We start from the raw sequence: 16,947 nt of genomic DNA, 5'->3' as shown, positions 1-16,947 counted from the left end.
CTTTAACCTTACAAATAATTTAAGGGTTACGCCCCTTAAATTGTTTGTGAGGCGAGCAAGCGATAGCGCGCTTAGATTTAAAGCAAAATCTCAATTTTCCCTGTCCATTTTCTTGACATAGTATCATACGTACTAAAATTTAGGGGGATTAGATGAACAAGCAAGGATTTCTTTCTTTTCTAATGGTTATTGCCAGTATAATTGCATTTTTTATTATAAGAGGACCTAATGCGAATTTGGTGATGGCTATTATCATTCTAGGGATACTTTCGCTATTCGGCATTGTATTTGCCATACTATCAAAGAAGTGGTTGTCAGGAATATTGGGTGTTTTATTAAATGGCGGAGTCTTAGTTTTTGTATATTTCCTAGTACTAGCTAGGGGAATTGCTGGTTAGATTCTCCATGGATGTATTCAACAAAAAGAGTATTAATCCAACAAGGATTTATAAAGTATGCAAAATAAACCTAATAAACGTTTCCAAATAAAAGCTTGGTCACATTTCAAACAGCGACAAACACTGATTTAACAGTGTTTGTCGCTGTTTTTATTAGAAAATAACACTCTAAGACGCTGCGAAAAATAATTTTAAAGAAGACTGTTCGATCCATTTGTTCTGAATGGCGGTAACATATAGTTACGGGCTTACCCATCTACAACTTCTTGATCCATAACCTCACCTCTTTATTGTTTCAAATCAATGTAAATATAATCACTTTCCTTATCTAGCTTTTGTACAATTTTAAGTTGTAAATTTTTATCATTAGCAAATTCATTTGGTACTGCCAATAATATAGTTCCTGTTTCATCAGTAGTCGGACCAACACGATTTGTCACATACTCTTGTTGATACCTCAAAAATTTACTTTTATTAGCTAAATTATCATCTCCTATCACTAGCCCCGTTCCATCATTAAATACAAAGCTCTGATAAGGGCTACCTCCTTGCTCTTCATGTTTCATAGTAATAACCAATAATTTAAAATCTTTTTGATAATCATAATTTTGTCCACGTACAGTCTTATCATAGCGATCTAAAAACTCAAGCTCTGAAGATTCATCAAAATCTTTAAACTCGACATGTGTAATACTGCGAGTAAAAATATGACTGCTAAATCCATAGTTACTATCTCTAAAAACATCTACAGGTAAATCTACAGCTTCATGTTTTTTAACAGCTTTTTCTACTGAAGATTTAATTTCACTATCATGGTTTGTTTTATCTCCTTGATTACAAGCAGATAAAACAGAAACTGATAAAAATAAAACTAAAAAACCCTTTGTTAATTTCAATTTTTATACCTTCTTTCTTTTTTTAAAAATTTAGAATTTTTTTATCAAAATACAGAAGTATAAATTTCAATTTTTATACCTTTTTTCTTCTTTAAAAATCCCAATATTTTTTAAAAGTATAAATCTCAATTAACTTTGCAAAATAGCTTTTCTTTTTAATCATAAAATAAGAACATCCTTTCAAATTTTTATCCTCATTTTACTCACGTTATTGCGAAAAGAAAATGCGAAAATTTACATATATAGGATTAACTATAAAATTCAATCTTTTTTACAAAATTATATACAACACTCAAAAAGTAATACTTTATAAATATTGGATGTTCTTATATTTATGGGTTTTTCCGCAATAGTCTATAAACCCATCACAAAAGGACTGAAAAAAAGTTAAAAAAATCCAATTTAACAGGGATTTCTTTTGTTTTTTCGTGAGGATGAGGAAATCTAAGTAACAATACTTAATTTCATATATTGTGCTCTAAAATCTTTCGAACTGGATAAATGTTGAGTATTAAATTTATAACTTTTTTATTTCGAGAATCTCTAAAAAAAGAAATACTAATTGAATTTTTCAAACTATCAATATCAAAATGCAAGTCACCTCCCTATAAAAAGAGAACATTTGTTCTTGTTTATTATAAAGTTAAATTTTTAAAAATAAAATCAATCTTTGGTATTATTTTTACTAATATTTTAAAATTTAGATAAAATAAAAAATCAACAATCAAATATTTGACTGCTGATTAAAAAAATACCATTTAATTACATATTGCCTAAATAAAATACGGGACACAGAACTTCAGACATACAATACATATAAAATAAAGGGAATATAGTAACGAAGCTAAGCATCTGTAATACCGAACAAACTGGATACTTTTGGAGTAGAATAATTACTTTTTTCGAAAAAATCGAGTAAAAACCTATATCAATCAGAGATCAGCCGTCTACGCATGGAAAACGGGTATTTAAAAAAGTTGAATGCCTTAGTTCAAGCCAAGGAAAAATCACCAAAGAAGACAAAGTAAAGGTCATCTATGAATTAAGGCATAAATACTCGGTGAAGGCGCTTGTGGCATTCGCAGAAATCAAACGCAGCACGTACTATAATCTAGTGAAGAAGATGAATCGACCAGATCGAGACGCTGATTTAAAGGCCGACATTCAAGGGATTTACGACGAACACGAGGGTCGTTACGGCTACCGTCGTATTCGTGATGAGCTGGCGAATCGTGGGCAAAAGGTAAATCACAAGAAGGTTCAACGCATCATGAAAGAACTTGGATTAAGGTGTTTAGTACGCATGAAAAAATATAAATCGTATAAAGGGACGGTTGGTGAAATCGCTCCAAATATTTTAGACCGCAATTTTACAGCAGAAGCACCAAATGAAAAATGGGCAACGGATATTACAGAGTTTAAATTATTTGGCGAGAAGCTTTATTTATCGCCTGTTTTAGATTTATTTAACGGCGAGATTATCACGTACACGATTGGCTCTAGACCGACATTTTTACTTGTTTCAGACATGTTAGAAAAGGCTTTAGACCGCTTACCTGCGGACCATCAGCTACTGATGCATTCCGATCAGGGCTGGCATTATCAAATGAAGCAATATCGCCATGCGCTCCAATCAAGAGGCATTGTGCAAAGTATGTCGCGTAAAGGCAACTGTTACGATAATTCAGTAATGGAGAATTTCTTTGGGATACTAAAATCAGAATTCCTTTACTTAAAAGAATTTGAAAGTATCGAGCACTTTAAAGAAAAGCTAGAAAAATATATACATTATTACAACACGAAACGAATTAAGGCAAAATTAAAATTGAGCCCGGTGCAATACCGAACGCAATTTACCCAAGCTGCCTAAATGAAATAACCGTGTCTAACTTTTAGGGGTCACTTCATACCCTGATGGGCTATTTTTTTGTCTAAGGGAAGATAAATATAATAGAAGAAAGATCACCTATATGGGCGGTCTTTTGTTGTTTTCTGTACACTATAATTCTCATGGGTTTGCAGCAGAGGAATTAGTAGCAGTAGCTTCTGGAATTGTAAGTCTTTCCTCACACACACTAGATAGTATTGTAAAACAAGAAACAACAGATTTATCCTAAAGGAGGAAAAAGCTATGACACACGCTTTTTAACTGCAATTTGAAACAGCAACAGGGAAAACAGCAACCATAGCGATTGATGCACCGAAACCGAAAGTAACAGCGGCAGAAATTGTGTCAGCTTTCCTATCTTAGTATCGTTTTATTTACTACACCGAGTAGTGGTTAAACTAGATGATATTCATGATGCACTTGTCTACTTAAAGTGAAATGGATTTCACAAAGATGTACGAAAGATGTCACGTAGGTTCCTTGTCAACGTTGATATCGTGCGATAGGATGAGGGTAGTGTATGTAGGTTGTAGGGAGAGTGTTTAAAATGAGAAATAAAATAATTGGGCTTGTTTTACTTTTTGCACTAACAGCTGTGCTCAGTGCATGTGGAAATACAAAGTTTAAAGCAGATTATAATTTGGAATTACCAGATTTTGAACATGTCAATCAACGCGGAGAAAAGGTTTCTTTAGAGAGTTTAAAAGGAAAACCTTGGATTGGGATGTATATTTTCACGAATTGTAACTCAATTTGCCCACCAATGTCCTTTAATATGACACAAGTTCAAGAAAAGCTAAAGAAAAAAGGTGTCGAAGATTATAACATTGTTGCGTTTTCAATTGACCCTGACGTTGATAAGCCTGAAGTATTAGCTGATTATTTAAGCAAATATAATGTTCCTGATGAATCTAAATGGAATCTCCTTACGGGTTATTCACAAAAATATATTGAGCAGTTTGCTGTAAAATCAACAAAAATAATGGTAAAAGATGATCCGAACAGCGACCAAGTGATACACGGAAACCAATTTTTCTTAGTTGATAAAGATGGCGTTTTAGTAAAAATGTATAGTGGCTATGCTGCGAATGCTGAAGATGTACCGATCGATACAATTGCTTCAGATATAGAAACATACATTGATGAAAATTTATAATGGATACTAGGGAACCGTCTCGACAATCAAGAGACGGTTTTTATATTGGCAAAAATAATATTAAGCACAATTAGCCTCGTTTCTAGTATAGAAGGACAGAGAAATTTTGTCTGATGCTTATACTTTTTAAATAATTAAGAGTTAAAATTAGATTAAATGATTTAAAAGGTGCAATAAATCCATAGGTTAGGATTTATTGCCCTTTATTTTTTTGAAACTATTACTTAATATGGAAAGTGTGTTGAAGATATATTACATATTCAATTTGAAAGAAATACACCACATCTTATTTATCCGATAAATAGCACGAAATATGATGGCGATACACGAGAATATTGGAATATAAAAAATACTTTCTAGAAGAGGTAGAAAGAATATGCATGATGTGAATATTTTGCGAAATAAATATAGAACTTTATACGATATTGATGGTATTTCTAAAGAGTACTTGGATAGAATTGAACAAGAACTTCAAATAAAACTACCTAATGACTTTCGTGAAATATCTAGTTTCTACAGTGGAGGAGATGTTGGGGGGATAGATATTCATTCTTTTTTATTATCTGATCCGACTAATTTTATAGGTGAAACTTTAAGAATCCGAGAGGCGGTTGGTTTACCGAATAGATTTGTTGTTATTGCTGAACAATCTGAAAGTATTATTGTTATGGATACTGAAAACAAACCATCGATGATATGGCTTGATTCTGTAGAAGTCACTAAATTAGAAAAGCAAGATTTTATTTCTAAGCCAGATGTATGGGAGGATTTTTCTGACTTTCTTAATTACTTACTAGATGAAGAAGAGGAAGAACGTAAATATTAAGAAATAAATATTGAAGTAAGATAAGCAACATTAATATGAAAATAAAGAAACAGTACTTCAACTGGTTTGACTAGATTCCGAAACATGAAAAAACTAGTTAGATAGTTTTACAGGAAAAAACTCTAACAAAGCTCAACTAGATGATATTGGTGAGCATTTAAAGATGCAACTACAAAAAAGGTTAGAAAGAGTATAGGTTCTTTTCATAAAAACATAGCCTGTAAGTTATCTAAAAAGTGAATATACTTTCTGAAAGTGAGTTGTAACAATATGTGCATGTCTAAAGTTCATATATGGGCTGGTATTAACCATGATGATACAGATGTTTTTGAAAAATACTTTGAATTGGATTATAGTGATCCGGATTTAGATATCGATGACCCTAAATATAATGTATGTCAATTTTGTGAAGATATTGGTGAAAGGTGGTATGACGAGGATTTAATAGGTGTTTTTAGAACAGAGGAATTGAGAAATATAAAAGAGTTTTTGGGGGAGTTATCAGTTTCATCAGAAGTAGGTATTGAAATACAGGATACTTGTATAGAAAAAGGTTTTGAAAGTATTAATTCAATGTTCTATTATATGGATCCTGAGTTAGTAATATCAGATTTAAATAAACTTTACAACAAACTTATTTATATTGGTGTTTTTGATACTGATTTATAAGACAAGGATAGAACTTGTAGCTAGGCGTTCTCATATAGTGCGAGAACATGCAAATCTTCATCGACCAACAGGCGGATTTAAAAAACTCAATAAAGGATGTTTTGGATGAATATAAATATGAATTTAGTTAGTATTAGGGATGTTTTGCTGTTTCCAGAAAAAAATCCTGATACGTGGTTTTATCTCCCACCCAATCGAGCTGAATGGAGTTTGGATACAGAAGGAGTATTCTCACTAGATAGTTCTGATTTTTCACCTGATTCAGATGCTTATTTGCCAGAACAGGTTAGAGAAAATGGCTGGATAGAAACATTAGATGGTGCAAGTATTGAAGATGTATTAGAAAATGTAAGGGCTCAGTTGGGCAAACCATCATTAGACCAGTTACTAAGTGCATTTATTTTTTACTATGAAAATGATGCGTTTCTAGAATTATAATACAGGCTTCTTCATGATTTATCGTAGGTGATGTTGCACAGTATGAAAAATTACGACAAATCGAAGCTCCTTATGTTGGTGAAGATAAGGTAGAACGTACATTGAATATGATAAGAGGAATACAAATAACATATAAAGAAATCAGTTTTCAGGATTTGCAAACATCTTGTTTTTGGAAGTAATGTAAACAAATGGAGAAACAGGACTTCACCACAAATGATTTTTTATCCTAAACGAAAAAGCTAGTTAATACATATTGCAAAACAAATGTAAAGAGTAAGCCCGAAATATAAAAAAATAAGCACACCTTCTCAGTTCGCACGACGAATAGCCATCTTTTCTCGCTAAGGATGAGAATAACCCTGAAGGAGAATTAGCATACAAGAAAGTAACGAACCTTTACCGAAACCAACGTGATGATATAATTAAGCTGAATGTTGGAAAGCAGATAATTGAAACGACCGAAAACCATCCGTTCTGGGTTGAAGGTAAAGGATGGGTCTATGCAGATGAACTACAGATAGGTGATAAACTCCAAAAGGCTGATGGAAGCAACCTTACAATTGACAAGGTCGAGTTCGTTAGACTGGATGAGCCAGTTACGGTTTACAACTTTACTGTAGAGGACTACCATACGTATTATGTAACAGATATTGGGGTTTGGGTGCGAAATACTTTTAATAAAATTAAAAAGACCCTTGGTAAAGATGCTGCTCAAAAGTTTGCAAATTCTGCTAAGAAAGGTTTTGTTAATAGTGGATCAGGTACTAATGGAATTAAATATTTAGAAGGATCTGGAGTAAGAGGTTACAAGTACGAGATAAAAATTACAGGTAAATATGGTGGTGCGAGAGCATATGGGAATTTGGATAAGAATTCAGGTCATATAATCTTCTCTTACTTTACTAAAGATCATTAATTAGGGAGGCGTCTGTTATTTTAGATATAGAACAATTTAGACGTTTAATAGAACATTGGAAGATTGAAAAACAAACTATAGAACAATTTTGGATTCAATTAAATATTTATATGTCTGAACAGGAGGAAGAATTTTATTCGATTTTTGGTGAATTTGTGAAAACGGATTTGGACTATTATATTAAAAAAATCTCACTTGAATTGAGAAACTTCCCTGAGTTTGTTAACCAAGTAGTTTCATACTTAAGTATAGATTATAAGGGGGAGAATGTAGGAGAATTCAGGTTATATTTTGCTTTAGATGGGGAAATTTCTGACTTTGATTTTATTATGTATTAGTAAAATAAATTTTAGATAGAAAATTAACATACTTTTGCCCTTGATTGTGATATTTATCAAGGGCATCTTTTTTATGCAATAAAGATAGGCGTACAAATTAAACGATTTTCTAAAGCAAAATATGATAGAAAAAAATATTATGAGAAGACACCAATAAGTGCTGTGCGTAAATAAGATGAAGTCGGAGATATGGTTCTCGCTAAGGATGAGAATAACCCTGAAGGAGAATTAGCATACAAGAAAGTAACGAACCTTTACCGAAACCAACGTGATGATATATTAAGCTGTATGTTGGAAAGCAGATAATTGAAACGACCGACAGCCATCCGTTCTGGGTTGAAGGTAAAGGATGGGTCTATGAAAGGATGGACTTGTGAAGATTAAAATAGAAAGGTGATAATAAATGGAATTTTATGAAAAAATTGAACAAGTAACTACAAATAATATTGACTGGAATTTCCTAGCCACAATTTTTTATGTAGGTAAAATTTATGAATAGCAGAATACGTATTTGAGTCAATATCATCAAATCGTTGCCAGATGTTGAGTTAGTATACGACCTGGTGCATTTCATAGAGAAATTCATACTAATGATCAGCGAGCCAACAAGCCCATTGAACTAACAGGGCAATTGAAGAGGGCATCTTGAATACTCTTAGGGAGATTTTTGTAAATTAATAGATTTTATAGATAAAAATATGTGAAGAATCTAAAAAGTAAGATATAATAAAAATTGGATGAAATTATGAAAATGTTTAGTGCAGCACCAGAGGGTAACGAAGCTGCAGAGCTAGAAAGCATGCTGTAAATTGAACTGGGTAATCATGTAATTTAAAGTGTTATGAGAATGTACCATGTATTCAGTGATAGCGTGACGTTACGATGTGTAAAAAAATTTTATTTTGCAGGAGGATTAAGATGAATATTATAGATGATAAACAGAAAATAGCTCCGTTTTTTTGGGTGGATCATGATGGAGGTTCTGCGTCCTTGTGTTTAAATGTTGGTGACTATAAGCACGAGCTTTTTGATACGCGATCGGATGAGGGATTTGAAGGGAATGGCTATGATTGGAATTCTTTGGCAATAGTTTTTCTTGAAGAAAAAATGCCCGAATTAAAAAGTATTGTCAATTTTGATCCCGAAGCCGATATGTTTTGTGCATATTCTTCTGATAAAAAAGCATTAGAGAAGTTTGCTATTTCATTTAAAAATACATGTGAAGATGATTCTACCATCAAGGATTTATTTTCTCGGGCCGAATTGGACTGAATTTAATATTAAAATTCTCTCAGGCGAATTATTGGTACCAAGAGGATTATACGCCAGTAGAAATAGATAAATTTATATTCATTTCAGTAGAGGTAGCATGAGAGATAACTTGTCTTAGAGTTCTAAAATATTTAATACTTGCAACAAATCTTTATATTCTTCAAATGATTTGAAGTTTGATTTAAAACGGCAATAAATCCATGAATTATGGTTTATTGCCGTTTTTTAACTTTGTTACTGATCTACTAGTATAGATTTAAAAATTGATTTTCATGGATAATTGTCCTAGAAGAGTTGATATATAGAGTTGTAACCAGTTTCGTATTATTCCCTTATTAAAATTAAATTTAAAACGGCAATAAATCTATGAATTAGGGAGAAAGATCAGTCAAAATATCATAAAATTTATCATCCGGACGACTATAGGAGAAAGAAACGAATGAGGAGGTGGAACATTATGTCGGAGAAAATAAATAGAGAGCCAATATTACCAATTAGACAGATAGGGGAAGACAATTGGATTGAAAAGCTGTCATCCTTTCTTGAGGATCATGATGTAGAAGTAATTTCATTAGAAAGGGAAAAAATTTTTCAAAAGACAGAGTACTATCTAGATTGGATTATTCCGTCTCAAATAAAAGACTATTTCTTAAATTTTGGTGGTATTGAAAGTTCTGATTTCATGTACAACCTTAAAAAAATTGATGAGTGGGAAGTATTGACAAATTCTCTTTGGTTTAAACAGGAAGAAACAGATGAATATATTATTTTTTCTGAAAGTCCTAGCAATGATCCTATTTGCTTTAAAAGGGACACTGGGCAGGTATATTTGTTTTCTCATGATCCCATTAAAAGAGCTAAAGTATATAAAGATTTCAATGACTATTTATTAAATGAAATGATTGATATCCAAAAATTGTACACAGAAGTTACTTTTGATTGTTCTAAGGAAGAAATAGAGTATAAAGCAAATTTGCTGGATGGCGATGGTATTGATTTTAATTTCCGTTATTTAAAACTTTAAGTTCAAATAGCAACAGAGATAATGTTATTTAATACACATATTAAGAAGCTGTTTTACATGTTTTTTTGTATTTACTACTCAGCTTCATCCGATACTAGATTTTTTAAATACGAGAAACGAAAATAGCTGGAAGTCTTGATATTAGGGTATTTGTGGCTCATTGTTGAATTGAAACACTGTCGCTCCACACACAGAAAAAAAGCTATTTTATGCAATTTTCATTAATAATAATAATTTTTAAATAAGAAACTAAATTTGAGACCTCCTAAAAGACTAGATCTTTCAAAGGTCAAATTGCCACCAGAAGGGACTGCAAAACAGCCTAAAGTTGTATGAGTTGTATGTCAAAAATGATCGTAATAGTAAATAAGGAGTTTAAAAATTGTGGGGGGTGTAAGTTATGGAAGAAGTAAAAAAATTAAAATTGATGTTATTTGCTCCCGGGTTAGTAATGTTCGATCCTTTAACTTTAAATAACTTCTTAGAGAAAAATAACATTGTTGAAACCGATTTGTTAAAATTCTTTAGTAACAATGAAAAAATAGGCCAGGAGGTTATTTCTCAAGGTTGCATTATTCCGATTTACGAGATTCCTGAACTTGATGATTACTATCAAATAATAATTAATCCTGAACAGGGCAATGCTTTGATACCTGAAGAAAATCACATCTTTATTACAAATCCTTTTCCTCTACACATTTCTAGTGGAAATCTTATTATCTCGGATATCTCGGCTATAATTGATTGGGATAAAAATTATTACTTACATTATGAAGGTATAAAAGATAATAGTTACGACAATTGTAGCAGTGTGCAGATGTCAAAGAACAATTACTCAGTTAGAATAACAGGTTACTGTGGGGAACATGTGAAATCTAATATAGAGTTTGGCTATATTTTTAATTTTAGTGCTACTGAAAAACTACCAAGCTTTGATTTTACAAAGCGTATCGATGAGTATAATTTTGTAGTTGATCCTGAAAATCGAAGGACTGAATGATACTACCTTTTTGATTAGAACAAAACAGTAACATATATAGAAGACGACATAAGTCTTTCTTTATATGTGTTTTTTTGTATTCGAATGGTATTATATGGTATAAGTGATTATTATCCTCATTTGGGACAATTTTTTTATATGTTTTTCTTTTATATTGAAATACGAAAATCTAATCGCATCATAAGAATTTAGTTGTGAAAGAAGTGATTGTCATAATAAAGAAAAGAAACTTTGATGAAATTATTGATAGCTTAGTACATCGAAATAGAATTCCTAATATTAGTGAGTTTACGAGGGAGGATTGTTTATTCTTATATGAGAAACTTGCCGAAAATAAAATTGAGGCAGATCACGTTTTTTTATCTTATGAAAAAGCAAGAAACTATAATAAAGAGTATCACGAAGATTTTAGTGAATTTAAAGAAAGCCATTGGATATTCGCCGAAACTGGTAGAGGTGATTTTTGGATAATTGATCTTGATGATATTAAATCACCGCCAACTATATTTTTTTATGATCATGATCTTGAGGATTTTAGTCCTGAAAATATGTTGAATATGTCAATGAATATATTTGAGTGGTTCGAGTTAGCTGATTTAATTTCTCAACTTCATAACAAAAATTTTTATGATGAACATTTTAGATTAAAGGAGCATTGGAAACAAAAAGCCATTGAAGAAATTGAAAAGATTAAAAAAGGACTTTCAAAAACATCCCCTTTTCAATTATTTTGAAAGATACATTCTTGTAAAGGAAGATCAGATCTGTTGAAAGTTAAAAGGGGCTAAATATCAGTGAAACAGTATGTAGAATGCGAGAGTAGCTTAATATACTACAAATGTAATAATGTTGATTTTGCAAAAGGTAATGGACAATTATTTACAGAATTTGAAAATGGAATTGCAACTAGGCAAATTAACATAATCAATAACGATATGTATATTTCTTCATCGTTGAAAGATTGGAACGAAAATATTGGATTTTTATTGTACGATGGACATGTTGATAGTTTAGATTTAAGCGATAGTGTACCTATTACTAGAGTAGGATTTGAAAGTAAGTGGAAGAAGGCTATATTAGTTCCTGTTAACAAGTCTCAAATAAACTACTTAAAAGGTGATGCTTCTCTTCCCATAGAAGAAAATACACTAATCATACATGTTGTTAACATATTAGGATTATGGGGAAAAGGTTTTGTTCTATCTCTATCAAAGCAATTCCCTGTTGCAAAGAAGGAATATTTAACATGGTCTAAAGACAAAGATGCATTTAGGTTAGGAGAAGTTCAGTTTGTATGTCTTGGGCAACAGAAAAATACCTTTATTGCCAATATGCTTGCACAAAAAGGTGTAAGGAAAAATTACAAAGATAGTACAACTTATATTGATTATGATGCACTTCGTGTATGTTTAAAAAAAGTTGCAAGATTTTCATTAAAAAATAGATTATCGATACAGATGCCCAAAATTGGTTCAGGATTAGCAGGTGGGGACTGGACAGAGATTGAAAAAATAATAAATGAAGAATTGATTTATTATAAAATTAAATGTAGTGTTCTTGAATTATGAAAACAGTAAATAAAGAGTAGGATAGTGGTAATGAACAATTAAAAGGGATTATGATGATTTATTTTTTGTATTTTAGTAATAATTAACTAAATTTTTAGCGGAAAAATTCGATAAATTCTACCTCATCGACCATCATTACATGTAGTGGGTGGAGTTTTTACATAGATAGTTTATTGATTTGTAAAATAAAGGGATTTTATCTCCTGTTTATCATTATTGTAGAAAATAAGTATGACAAAGGAGTTAATAATGGCTGAGAGAAAATTGAATAGAGAAGAGCTTATCGTGCTGGTAACTCGAATAATGAATGCTGAAATTAAGACCGAGGCGGAGGATGACCAGTTATTAGAAGAATTTCTTGATAACGTAATTGATCCAGAAGCTGTTAATTACATTTTTTATGATAATTTACTCCCTGAGGAAGTGGTTGATAAAGCTTTCGGCTATAAACCCGTCCGACTATAATAACTATCTGACAAACGTTATCGTGATTTAAGTTAGGGAAGTGGCTGTAAATTACCAACAGCCCAAATCATATTTTAAATGCGTAAGTATTAGGAGAACATTATGAGAAAAATAAAATTCATTAATAGATATCATAAACGAGCAGTGTTAGAGGATGATTTTGTTAAGTTAGAAAAAGCTCTAGAAAAAAAGTTGCCAGATCCTTATATCGAATTTTATAAATTCATCATAAAAAACTTATGAGAGTGAGTTGTAAAAATAGAAATGGATATGTCTAAAGTTCATATATGGCTAGGAATCAATGAATCTGATGATGAAACATTCGAGAAATATTTTGAATTGGACTACAATACTGATGTAGAAATGGACGACCCTGAATATGAGGCGTGTCAATTTTGTGTTGATATCAAAACAGAATGGTACGATGAGGACATGATAGGTGTTTATAAGATTGATCATTTAATAAGTGTTGAAGAAGCATTAGAAGAAATACCCGTTTCTAAGGAGACGTTATTAGAAATCAACTCTATCTGCGTTGGAAAAGGGATTGAAAATGTAAATGCCATGTTCTTCTACACAGATGTAGATTTAAAAATAACTGACTCTGATAAGTTATTTAATGGTTTAGTTTACTTAGGTGGATTTGAGACAACTATCTAAGACATCAAAAAATACGTTTCATTTTTGTTTTCATTAGCGATCTCACAAAAAAGAAACCCTTTTGTCATTCACAAAAGGGTTTCTATCAGTAAAGGAAGTATAGTAGATTGTTTATACTTTAAATTATTTGGCTAATAAAATTTCTTCTAATTTTTCTAATGCTAATTTATTACCATAAGCAGAATAGTCTAACCAAGGGTTTTCTTCAATAACGATTACTTGATTATTTTGAACAGCTTTTAAACTTTGCCAAATAGGGTCGTTTTGTAATTCATCAAAGACTTGCTGACTACCTTCATACACGGAAGATACTAAAACGAACATCGTATCCGGATTGTAGTCAGGTAGTACTTCTTTTGAAATGTTTTCCCAGTTTTTATCGATTGCTTCGATACAGGTGCAGGTGTAAATCCTAAATCTTCAAATAAAATCAGACCTAATGGACGCTCCATCCCATAAACTCGGATATCTTTTGCAGATACGCAAACCGCCATTAAGCGAGGAAATATGCTGAGTACATGAAATTTATATTCGACAATAAGAGCCATGGAGATGGCGTTAAAAAAATGTCAGTGAGAGGATGCCCATGATGAGAAAATATCATTTTAATGACAGTGTAATTGAAATAGATCCAAGGTATTTAGAAGAAGGAGTCCGTGTTGCAGAAGAAGAGCGGTTTGAATCGATTAATATTAGTGCATTTGTTGATGATGTTGATTTTAAGTGTGATTTAGATCTTGCACCTTTAAAGGATAAGAAATTTATTAAACATCTGGCGATTGACAACGATTTTAAATTAAAAAGTGTTGCCAATATGGAAGCTCTTTACTCTTTGGTGAATATGCTTGATTTTAGGGTATCCTTGCAAATCCCTATTGATTTTTCACGATTAAAACAACTAGAAAAACTTTATCTCTTTAATAGTTGTTATGAAAACTTAGAAACACTTACAAATTTAAAAAGTCTTTATATTTTTGGATATTCAAAACAAAATTGTCATGAGTTGAGAACATTAAAAGAATTGGTTTATCTACGACTAAGTGGGTCTAAAAAACTGGAATCACTTGAAGGTGTTGAAGAATTAGAAAACCTTGAAACTTGCTGGTTGGCTAAAAACAATTACCTATCTGAAGCAAATAGCATTTCCAAATTAAGTAGACTAGAGTGGTTACATGTAGAAGGTTGCAAAAACCTAATGGATTATTCTTTTTTGAATGATAATGGCTCGATAAAAAAATTGTTGATTTCTGATCTAGCATCATTGGAGTTTGTAAAAACCATGAGTGCATTAGAGACCATTAACTTTTGGAACTGTAAATCAGGGGACTTAACGCCATTACTAGAATGTCCGACATTAAAAGCGGTTTCTTTTCATCCAGAGAAGAGGCATTACTCTCATAAAAGAGACACTATAAACAATCTCCTAAAAAACAAGAGCTAAGCCAAAAAGATTTTAACATGTTCCAAATACTTATTTGATATAAAGGAAGTAAGAGGCAAAAGATTTATAAAAAACAATACAAGGCCAATTACGAGGTGGAAGTTTATGGTGAATGAAGTTGAGGATTATATTTATGAATTAGAAAAATTAATAGCACTAGCTGATCAGAAAAAAGATAAATATTTATTCATAGACCCAGCATATGAAATAATCGATGAGATTGAAGAGTTAGGTAATGTATTTGATTTTGTAGAGCCTATATTCTTATTAGTTGAAAGAAGCCCCGATATTGATTTTGGTGGTCCAGGGCCATTGGGTAGTTTTTTAGAAAAGTTTTATCACAATGGTTATGAGGATATATTAGTAAAATCATTACAACGTAAACCTAAAGAATATACGATTTATTTATTAGAACGTCTTTGTAATGATGAAAATAATCCAAAAAGAAAAGAATATTGCACCTTACTAGATTCGTTAAAATAGAAAAGTTATCGTAGACTCAAAACATATGCAAGGTAAATATATTAGCAAAAAGGCATTACTGGAGCATCAGCAAATAGTGCAAAAGAACTTAGGCAAGAATCCGAAAGTAAAAAATGTAGAATATAAGGATGGTGTCGAAAAAATGTCAGTTGAAATTATTTTTAAAGATGTTGAAAATGAATCTATTAAACCTCGACTTGGCGGATATAGCTTTTTGCCTGAAAATATTGATTGGCCATTAAATCCAAATGGCGATAAATTAACACTTGTATTAAGTCTACCAACGAATTTTCTTAATAAAACGCTGAATTTGAACTTACCACAAGAACACGTGCTTTCCGTTTTTACTACGTATAAAAAAGATGATTATTTTTTAGATTTAATTACTTTTCATGGAGATAAAGAAGAATTAAAAAACATAAAAAATGGATTTATAAAAGTTTTATTACACGAAGCTGGTGATATTCGAAATGAATCAGATTACTTAATACCAGCACAAGAGTTCATTTTGGGGGAGGAATTGAATTTAGATTTAGAAGCGGTAGATGATGAAGATTTGGATGAAATAGAGATTTACTGCGGTTCATTGATTGGCAATATACCATCTCTGTTACAAATAGAAAACTTGGGTTTGGATGATTATCAATTTTGTCTACAAATTTATGGCGGTGATTTTCCTGAAGGATTTCATGATTTATTTAGCCTAAGTGACTCGATCGGATATTTGTTTATAAATAAAAATTATGATCATGATGCAGGTGTTTTTTTTACACAATGTACATAGAAAAATGACTTTCAACACACCAGGTGAAATAATAATCTGAAAATGAATGGGAAGATAATAATAATTTATTTAAAAGTAGGAATGCTCAATGAAGTTTTCATATATTAAAGATAATCCTCGTTTTCAGTTTGGCCCAATAAAAAGTGGTGAAGTTGAACAAGTGGAAGATGAACTAGGCATTGTTTTTCCAAAAGAATTAAAGCTTTTTTTCACGGAAATCGGTTATGGGTCTTTTATTGGCGAGGATGCACTAGACGAAAATTGTGTGTTAAGTCCAGCATACATTAGAGATTTTCGATTAAGACAAGGTTTTTTTGATGCTTACCCTAACTACGATGAAGAAAATAAATTAGTCTTCTTTATTGGATGGGAATCAGTACCTTTTTTAATTGAATTAACAGATGGAGAACAAAATGCTGTCTATGATAACGAAAAGAAGATTGCAAACTCTCTTGAAGAATTTTTATTGAAGATCATCGAAGATCCTGAATACTTTCAGCAGGATTAGTCCGTGAGGTATCAAGGTCAGAATGAGATGATTACATATGATACGGACAGTGATTACCATTAAATGGGATTAACGAAAAATGAGAGGCTGTAATGGAAATAATAGAGGAGTTGATTTTTCCTTAATATTGGTGTTAGTTGTCTTTTTTTCTGATATTTAATCGTTCAGGAGTAATACAGTGAATAATAGAAAAAGATTTTAACGTTTCTTTCCC

General features: G+C 31.5%; 21 protein-coding genes and 3 pseudogenes. 22 read left to right on the top strand and 2 right to left on the bottom strand.

Annotated elements, in window-relative coordinates; all coding sequences use genetic code 11:
• Nucleotides 1–152 precede the first annotated feature (152 nt).
• Nucleotides 153–398: a hypothetical protein gene (locus BFJ97_RS16260; protein ID WP_068985697.1), complete on the top strand. Its 246-nt coding sequence runs from the start codon at nt 153–155 to the stop codon at nt 396–398.
• 287 nt (nt 399–685) lie between these two features.
• Here the strand turns inward: BFJ97_RS16260 and BFJ97_RS16255 are convergent, their stop codons facing one another.
• Nucleotides 686–1,294: a hypothetical protein gene (locus BFJ97_RS16255; protein ID WP_068985696.1), complete on the bottom strand. Its 609-nt coding sequence runs from the start codon at nt 1,292–1,294 to the stop codon at nt 686–688.
• A 935-nt stretch (nt 1,295–2,229) separates the two neighbouring features.
• Between BFJ97_RS16255 and BFJ97_RS16250 the strand changes: the two are divergent.
• From BFJ97_RS16250 to BFJ97_RS16185, 17 genes and pseudogenes are all read left to right on the top strand, one after another.
• Nucleotides 2,230–3,164, top strand: a pseudogene (locus tag BFJ97_RS16250) (IS3 family transposase); the annotation flags it as partial.
• A gap of 115 nt (nt 3,165–3,279) precedes the next feature.
• Nucleotides 3,280–3,411 (top strand): hypothetical protein, encoded by a 132-nt coding sequence (locus BFJ97_RS25510; protein WP_302621805.1) that lies wholly within the window; start codon nt 3,280–3,282, stop codon nt 3,409–3,411.
• 32 nt (nt 3,412–3,443) lie between these two features.
• Nucleotides 3,444–3,545 (top strand): DUF2922 family protein, encoded by a 102-nt coding sequence (locus BFJ97_RS25720; protein ID WP_083227081.1) that lies wholly within the window; start codon nt 3,444–3,446, stop codon nt 3,543–3,545.
• Nucleotides 3,527–3,619 (top strand): annotated as a pseudogene (locus BFJ97_RS25505) (YvrJ family protein); the annotation flags it as partial. The gene BFJ97_RS25720 and the pseudogene BFJ97_RS25505, both read left to right, overlap by 19 nt.
• A 110-nt stretch (nt 3,620–3,729) precedes the next feature.
• Nucleotides 3,730–4,338, top strand: coding sequence for an SCO family protein (locus BFJ97_RS16245; RefSeq protein WP_068985694.1), 609 nt, complete (start codon nt 3,730–3,732; stop codon nt 4,336–4,338).
• Nucleotides 4,339–4,714: 376 nt separating this feature from the next.
• Entirely contained in the window at nt 4,715–5,164 is a 450-nt protein-coding gene (locus tag BFJ97_RS16240; protein ID WP_068985693.1) for an SMI1/KNR4 family protein, read from the top strand.
• A gap of 276 nt (nt 5,165–5,440) precedes the next feature.
• Nucleotides 5,441–5,833: an immunity 22 family protein gene (locus BFJ97_RS16235; protein ID WP_175401782.1), complete on the top strand. Its 393-nt coding sequence runs from the start codon at nt 5,441–5,443 to the stop codon at nt 5,831–5,833.
• A 105-nt stretch (nt 5,834–5,938) separates the two neighbouring features.
• Nucleotides 5,939–6,271 carry a DUF7716 domain-containing protein gene (locus BFJ97_RS16230; RefSeq protein WP_217492398.1) on the top strand — a complete coding sequence of 111 codons (333 nt, stop codon included), beginning with the start codon at nt 5,939–5,941 and terminating at the stop codon, nt 6,269–6,271.
• 352 nt (nt 6,272–6,623) lie between these two features.
• A pseudogene (locus BFJ97_RS25285) lies at nt 6,624–6,932 on the top strand (polymorphic toxin-type HINT domain-containing protein); the annotation flags it as partial.
• Between the two features lie 3 nt (nt 6,933–6,935).
• Nucleotides 6,936–7,190, top strand: coding sequence for a hypothetical protein (locus BFJ97_RS24810; RefSeq protein WP_068985691.1), 255 nt, complete (start codon nt 6,936–6,938; stop codon nt 7,188–7,190).
• 1,256 nt (nt 7,191–8,446) lie between these two features.
• A complete protein-coding gene (locus BFJ97_RS16215) occupies nt 8,447–8,800 on the top strand; it encodes an immunity 51 family protein (protein WP_068985689.1) in 354 nt (117 codons plus the stop codon).
• Between the two features lie 457 nt (nt 8,801–9,257).
• Nucleotides 9,258–9,824, top strand: a complete 567-nt coding sequence (locus BFJ97_RS16210) for an SMI1/KNR4 family protein (RefSeq protein ID WP_068985688.1) — start codon at nt 9,258–9,260, stop codon at nt 9,822–9,824.
• 400 nt (nt 9,825–10,224) lie between these two features.
• Nucleotides 10,225–10,824, top strand: a complete 600-nt coding sequence (locus BFJ97_RS16205) for a hypothetical protein (protein ID WP_068985687.1) — start codon at nt 10,225–10,227, stop codon at nt 10,822–10,824.
• Between the two features lie 194 nt (nt 10,825–11,018).
• Complete coding sequence (locus tag BFJ97_RS16200; protein ID WP_068985686.1) at nt 11,019–11,558, top strand: SMI1/KNR4 family protein; 540 nt, start codon at nt 11,019–11,021, stop codon at nt 11,556–11,558.
• 60 nt (nt 11,559–11,618) lie between these two features.
• On the top strand, nt 11,619–12,392 hold the full coding sequence (locus tag BFJ97_RS23785) for a macro domain-containing protein (protein ID WP_083227077.1): 774 nt from the start codon (nt 11,619–11,621) through the stop codon (nt 12,390–12,392).
• A 249-nt stretch (nt 12,393–12,641) separates the two neighbouring features.
• Entirely contained in the window at nt 12,642–12,857 is a 216-nt protein-coding gene (locus BFJ97_RS16190) for a bacteriocin immunity protein (protein WP_254660193.1), read from the top strand.
• A gap of 270 nt (nt 12,858–13,127) precedes the next feature.
• Nucleotides 13,128–13,517 (top strand): immunity 22 family protein, encoded by a 390-nt coding sequence (locus BFJ97_RS16185; RefSeq protein WP_175401781.1) that lies wholly within the window; start codon nt 13,128–13,130, stop codon nt 13,515–13,517.
• 123 nt (nt 13,518–13,640) lie between these two features.
• On the opposite strand, the gene BFJ97_RS25280 is transcribed toward BFJ97_RS16185, so the two are convergent.
• A complete protein-coding gene (locus BFJ97_RS25280) occupies nt 13,641–13,880 on the bottom strand; it encodes an ABC transporter substrate-binding protein (protein ID WP_254660195.1) in 240 nt (79 codons plus the stop codon).
• A gap of 223 nt (nt 13,881–14,103) precedes the next feature.
• Between BFJ97_RS25280 and BFJ97_RS16175 the strand changes: the two genes are divergently transcribed.
• The 4 genes from BFJ97_RS16175 to BFJ97_RS16160 all read left to right on the top strand — a co-directional run bounded on the left by BFJ97_RS16175 (nt 14,104) and on the right by BFJ97_RS16160 (nt 16,733).
• Nucleotides 14,104–14,958, top strand: a complete 855-nt coding sequence (locus BFJ97_RS16175) for a hypothetical protein (RefSeq protein ID WP_068985684.1) — start codon at nt 14,104–14,106, stop codon at nt 14,956–14,958.
• 105 nt (nt 14,959–15,063) lie between these two features.
• Nucleotides 15,064–15,441, top strand: a complete 378-nt coding sequence (locus tag BFJ97_RS16170; protein ID WP_068985683.1) for a hypothetical protein — start codon at nt 15,064–15,066, stop codon at nt 15,439–15,441.
• Nucleotides 15,442–15,466: 25 nt separating this feature from the next.
• The gene (locus BFJ97_RS16165) at nt 15,467–16,225 is read left to right on the top strand and encodes a DUF1963 domain-containing protein (RefSeq protein WP_254660192.1); all 759 of its coding nucleotides are present in this window, start codon (nt 15,467–15,469) and stop codon (nt 16,223–16,225) included.
• Between the two features lie 88 nt (nt 16,226–16,313).
• A complete protein-coding gene (locus BFJ97_RS16160) occupies nt 16,314–16,733 on the top strand; it encodes an SMI1/KNR4 family protein (protein WP_068985682.1) in 420 nt (139 codons plus the stop codon).
• The last annotated feature ends 214 nt before the right edge of the window (nt 16,734–16,947 follow it).

The sequence above is a fragment of the Lysinibacillus xylanilyticus genome (assembly GCF_001708185.1).
GTDB lineage: Bacteria > Bacillota > Bacilli > Bacillales_A > Planococcaceae > Lysinibacillus > Lysinibacillus xylanilyticus_A.
Note: the sequence above shows the minus strand (reverse complement) of the source record. Positions and strands in the feature narration are given on the sequence as shown.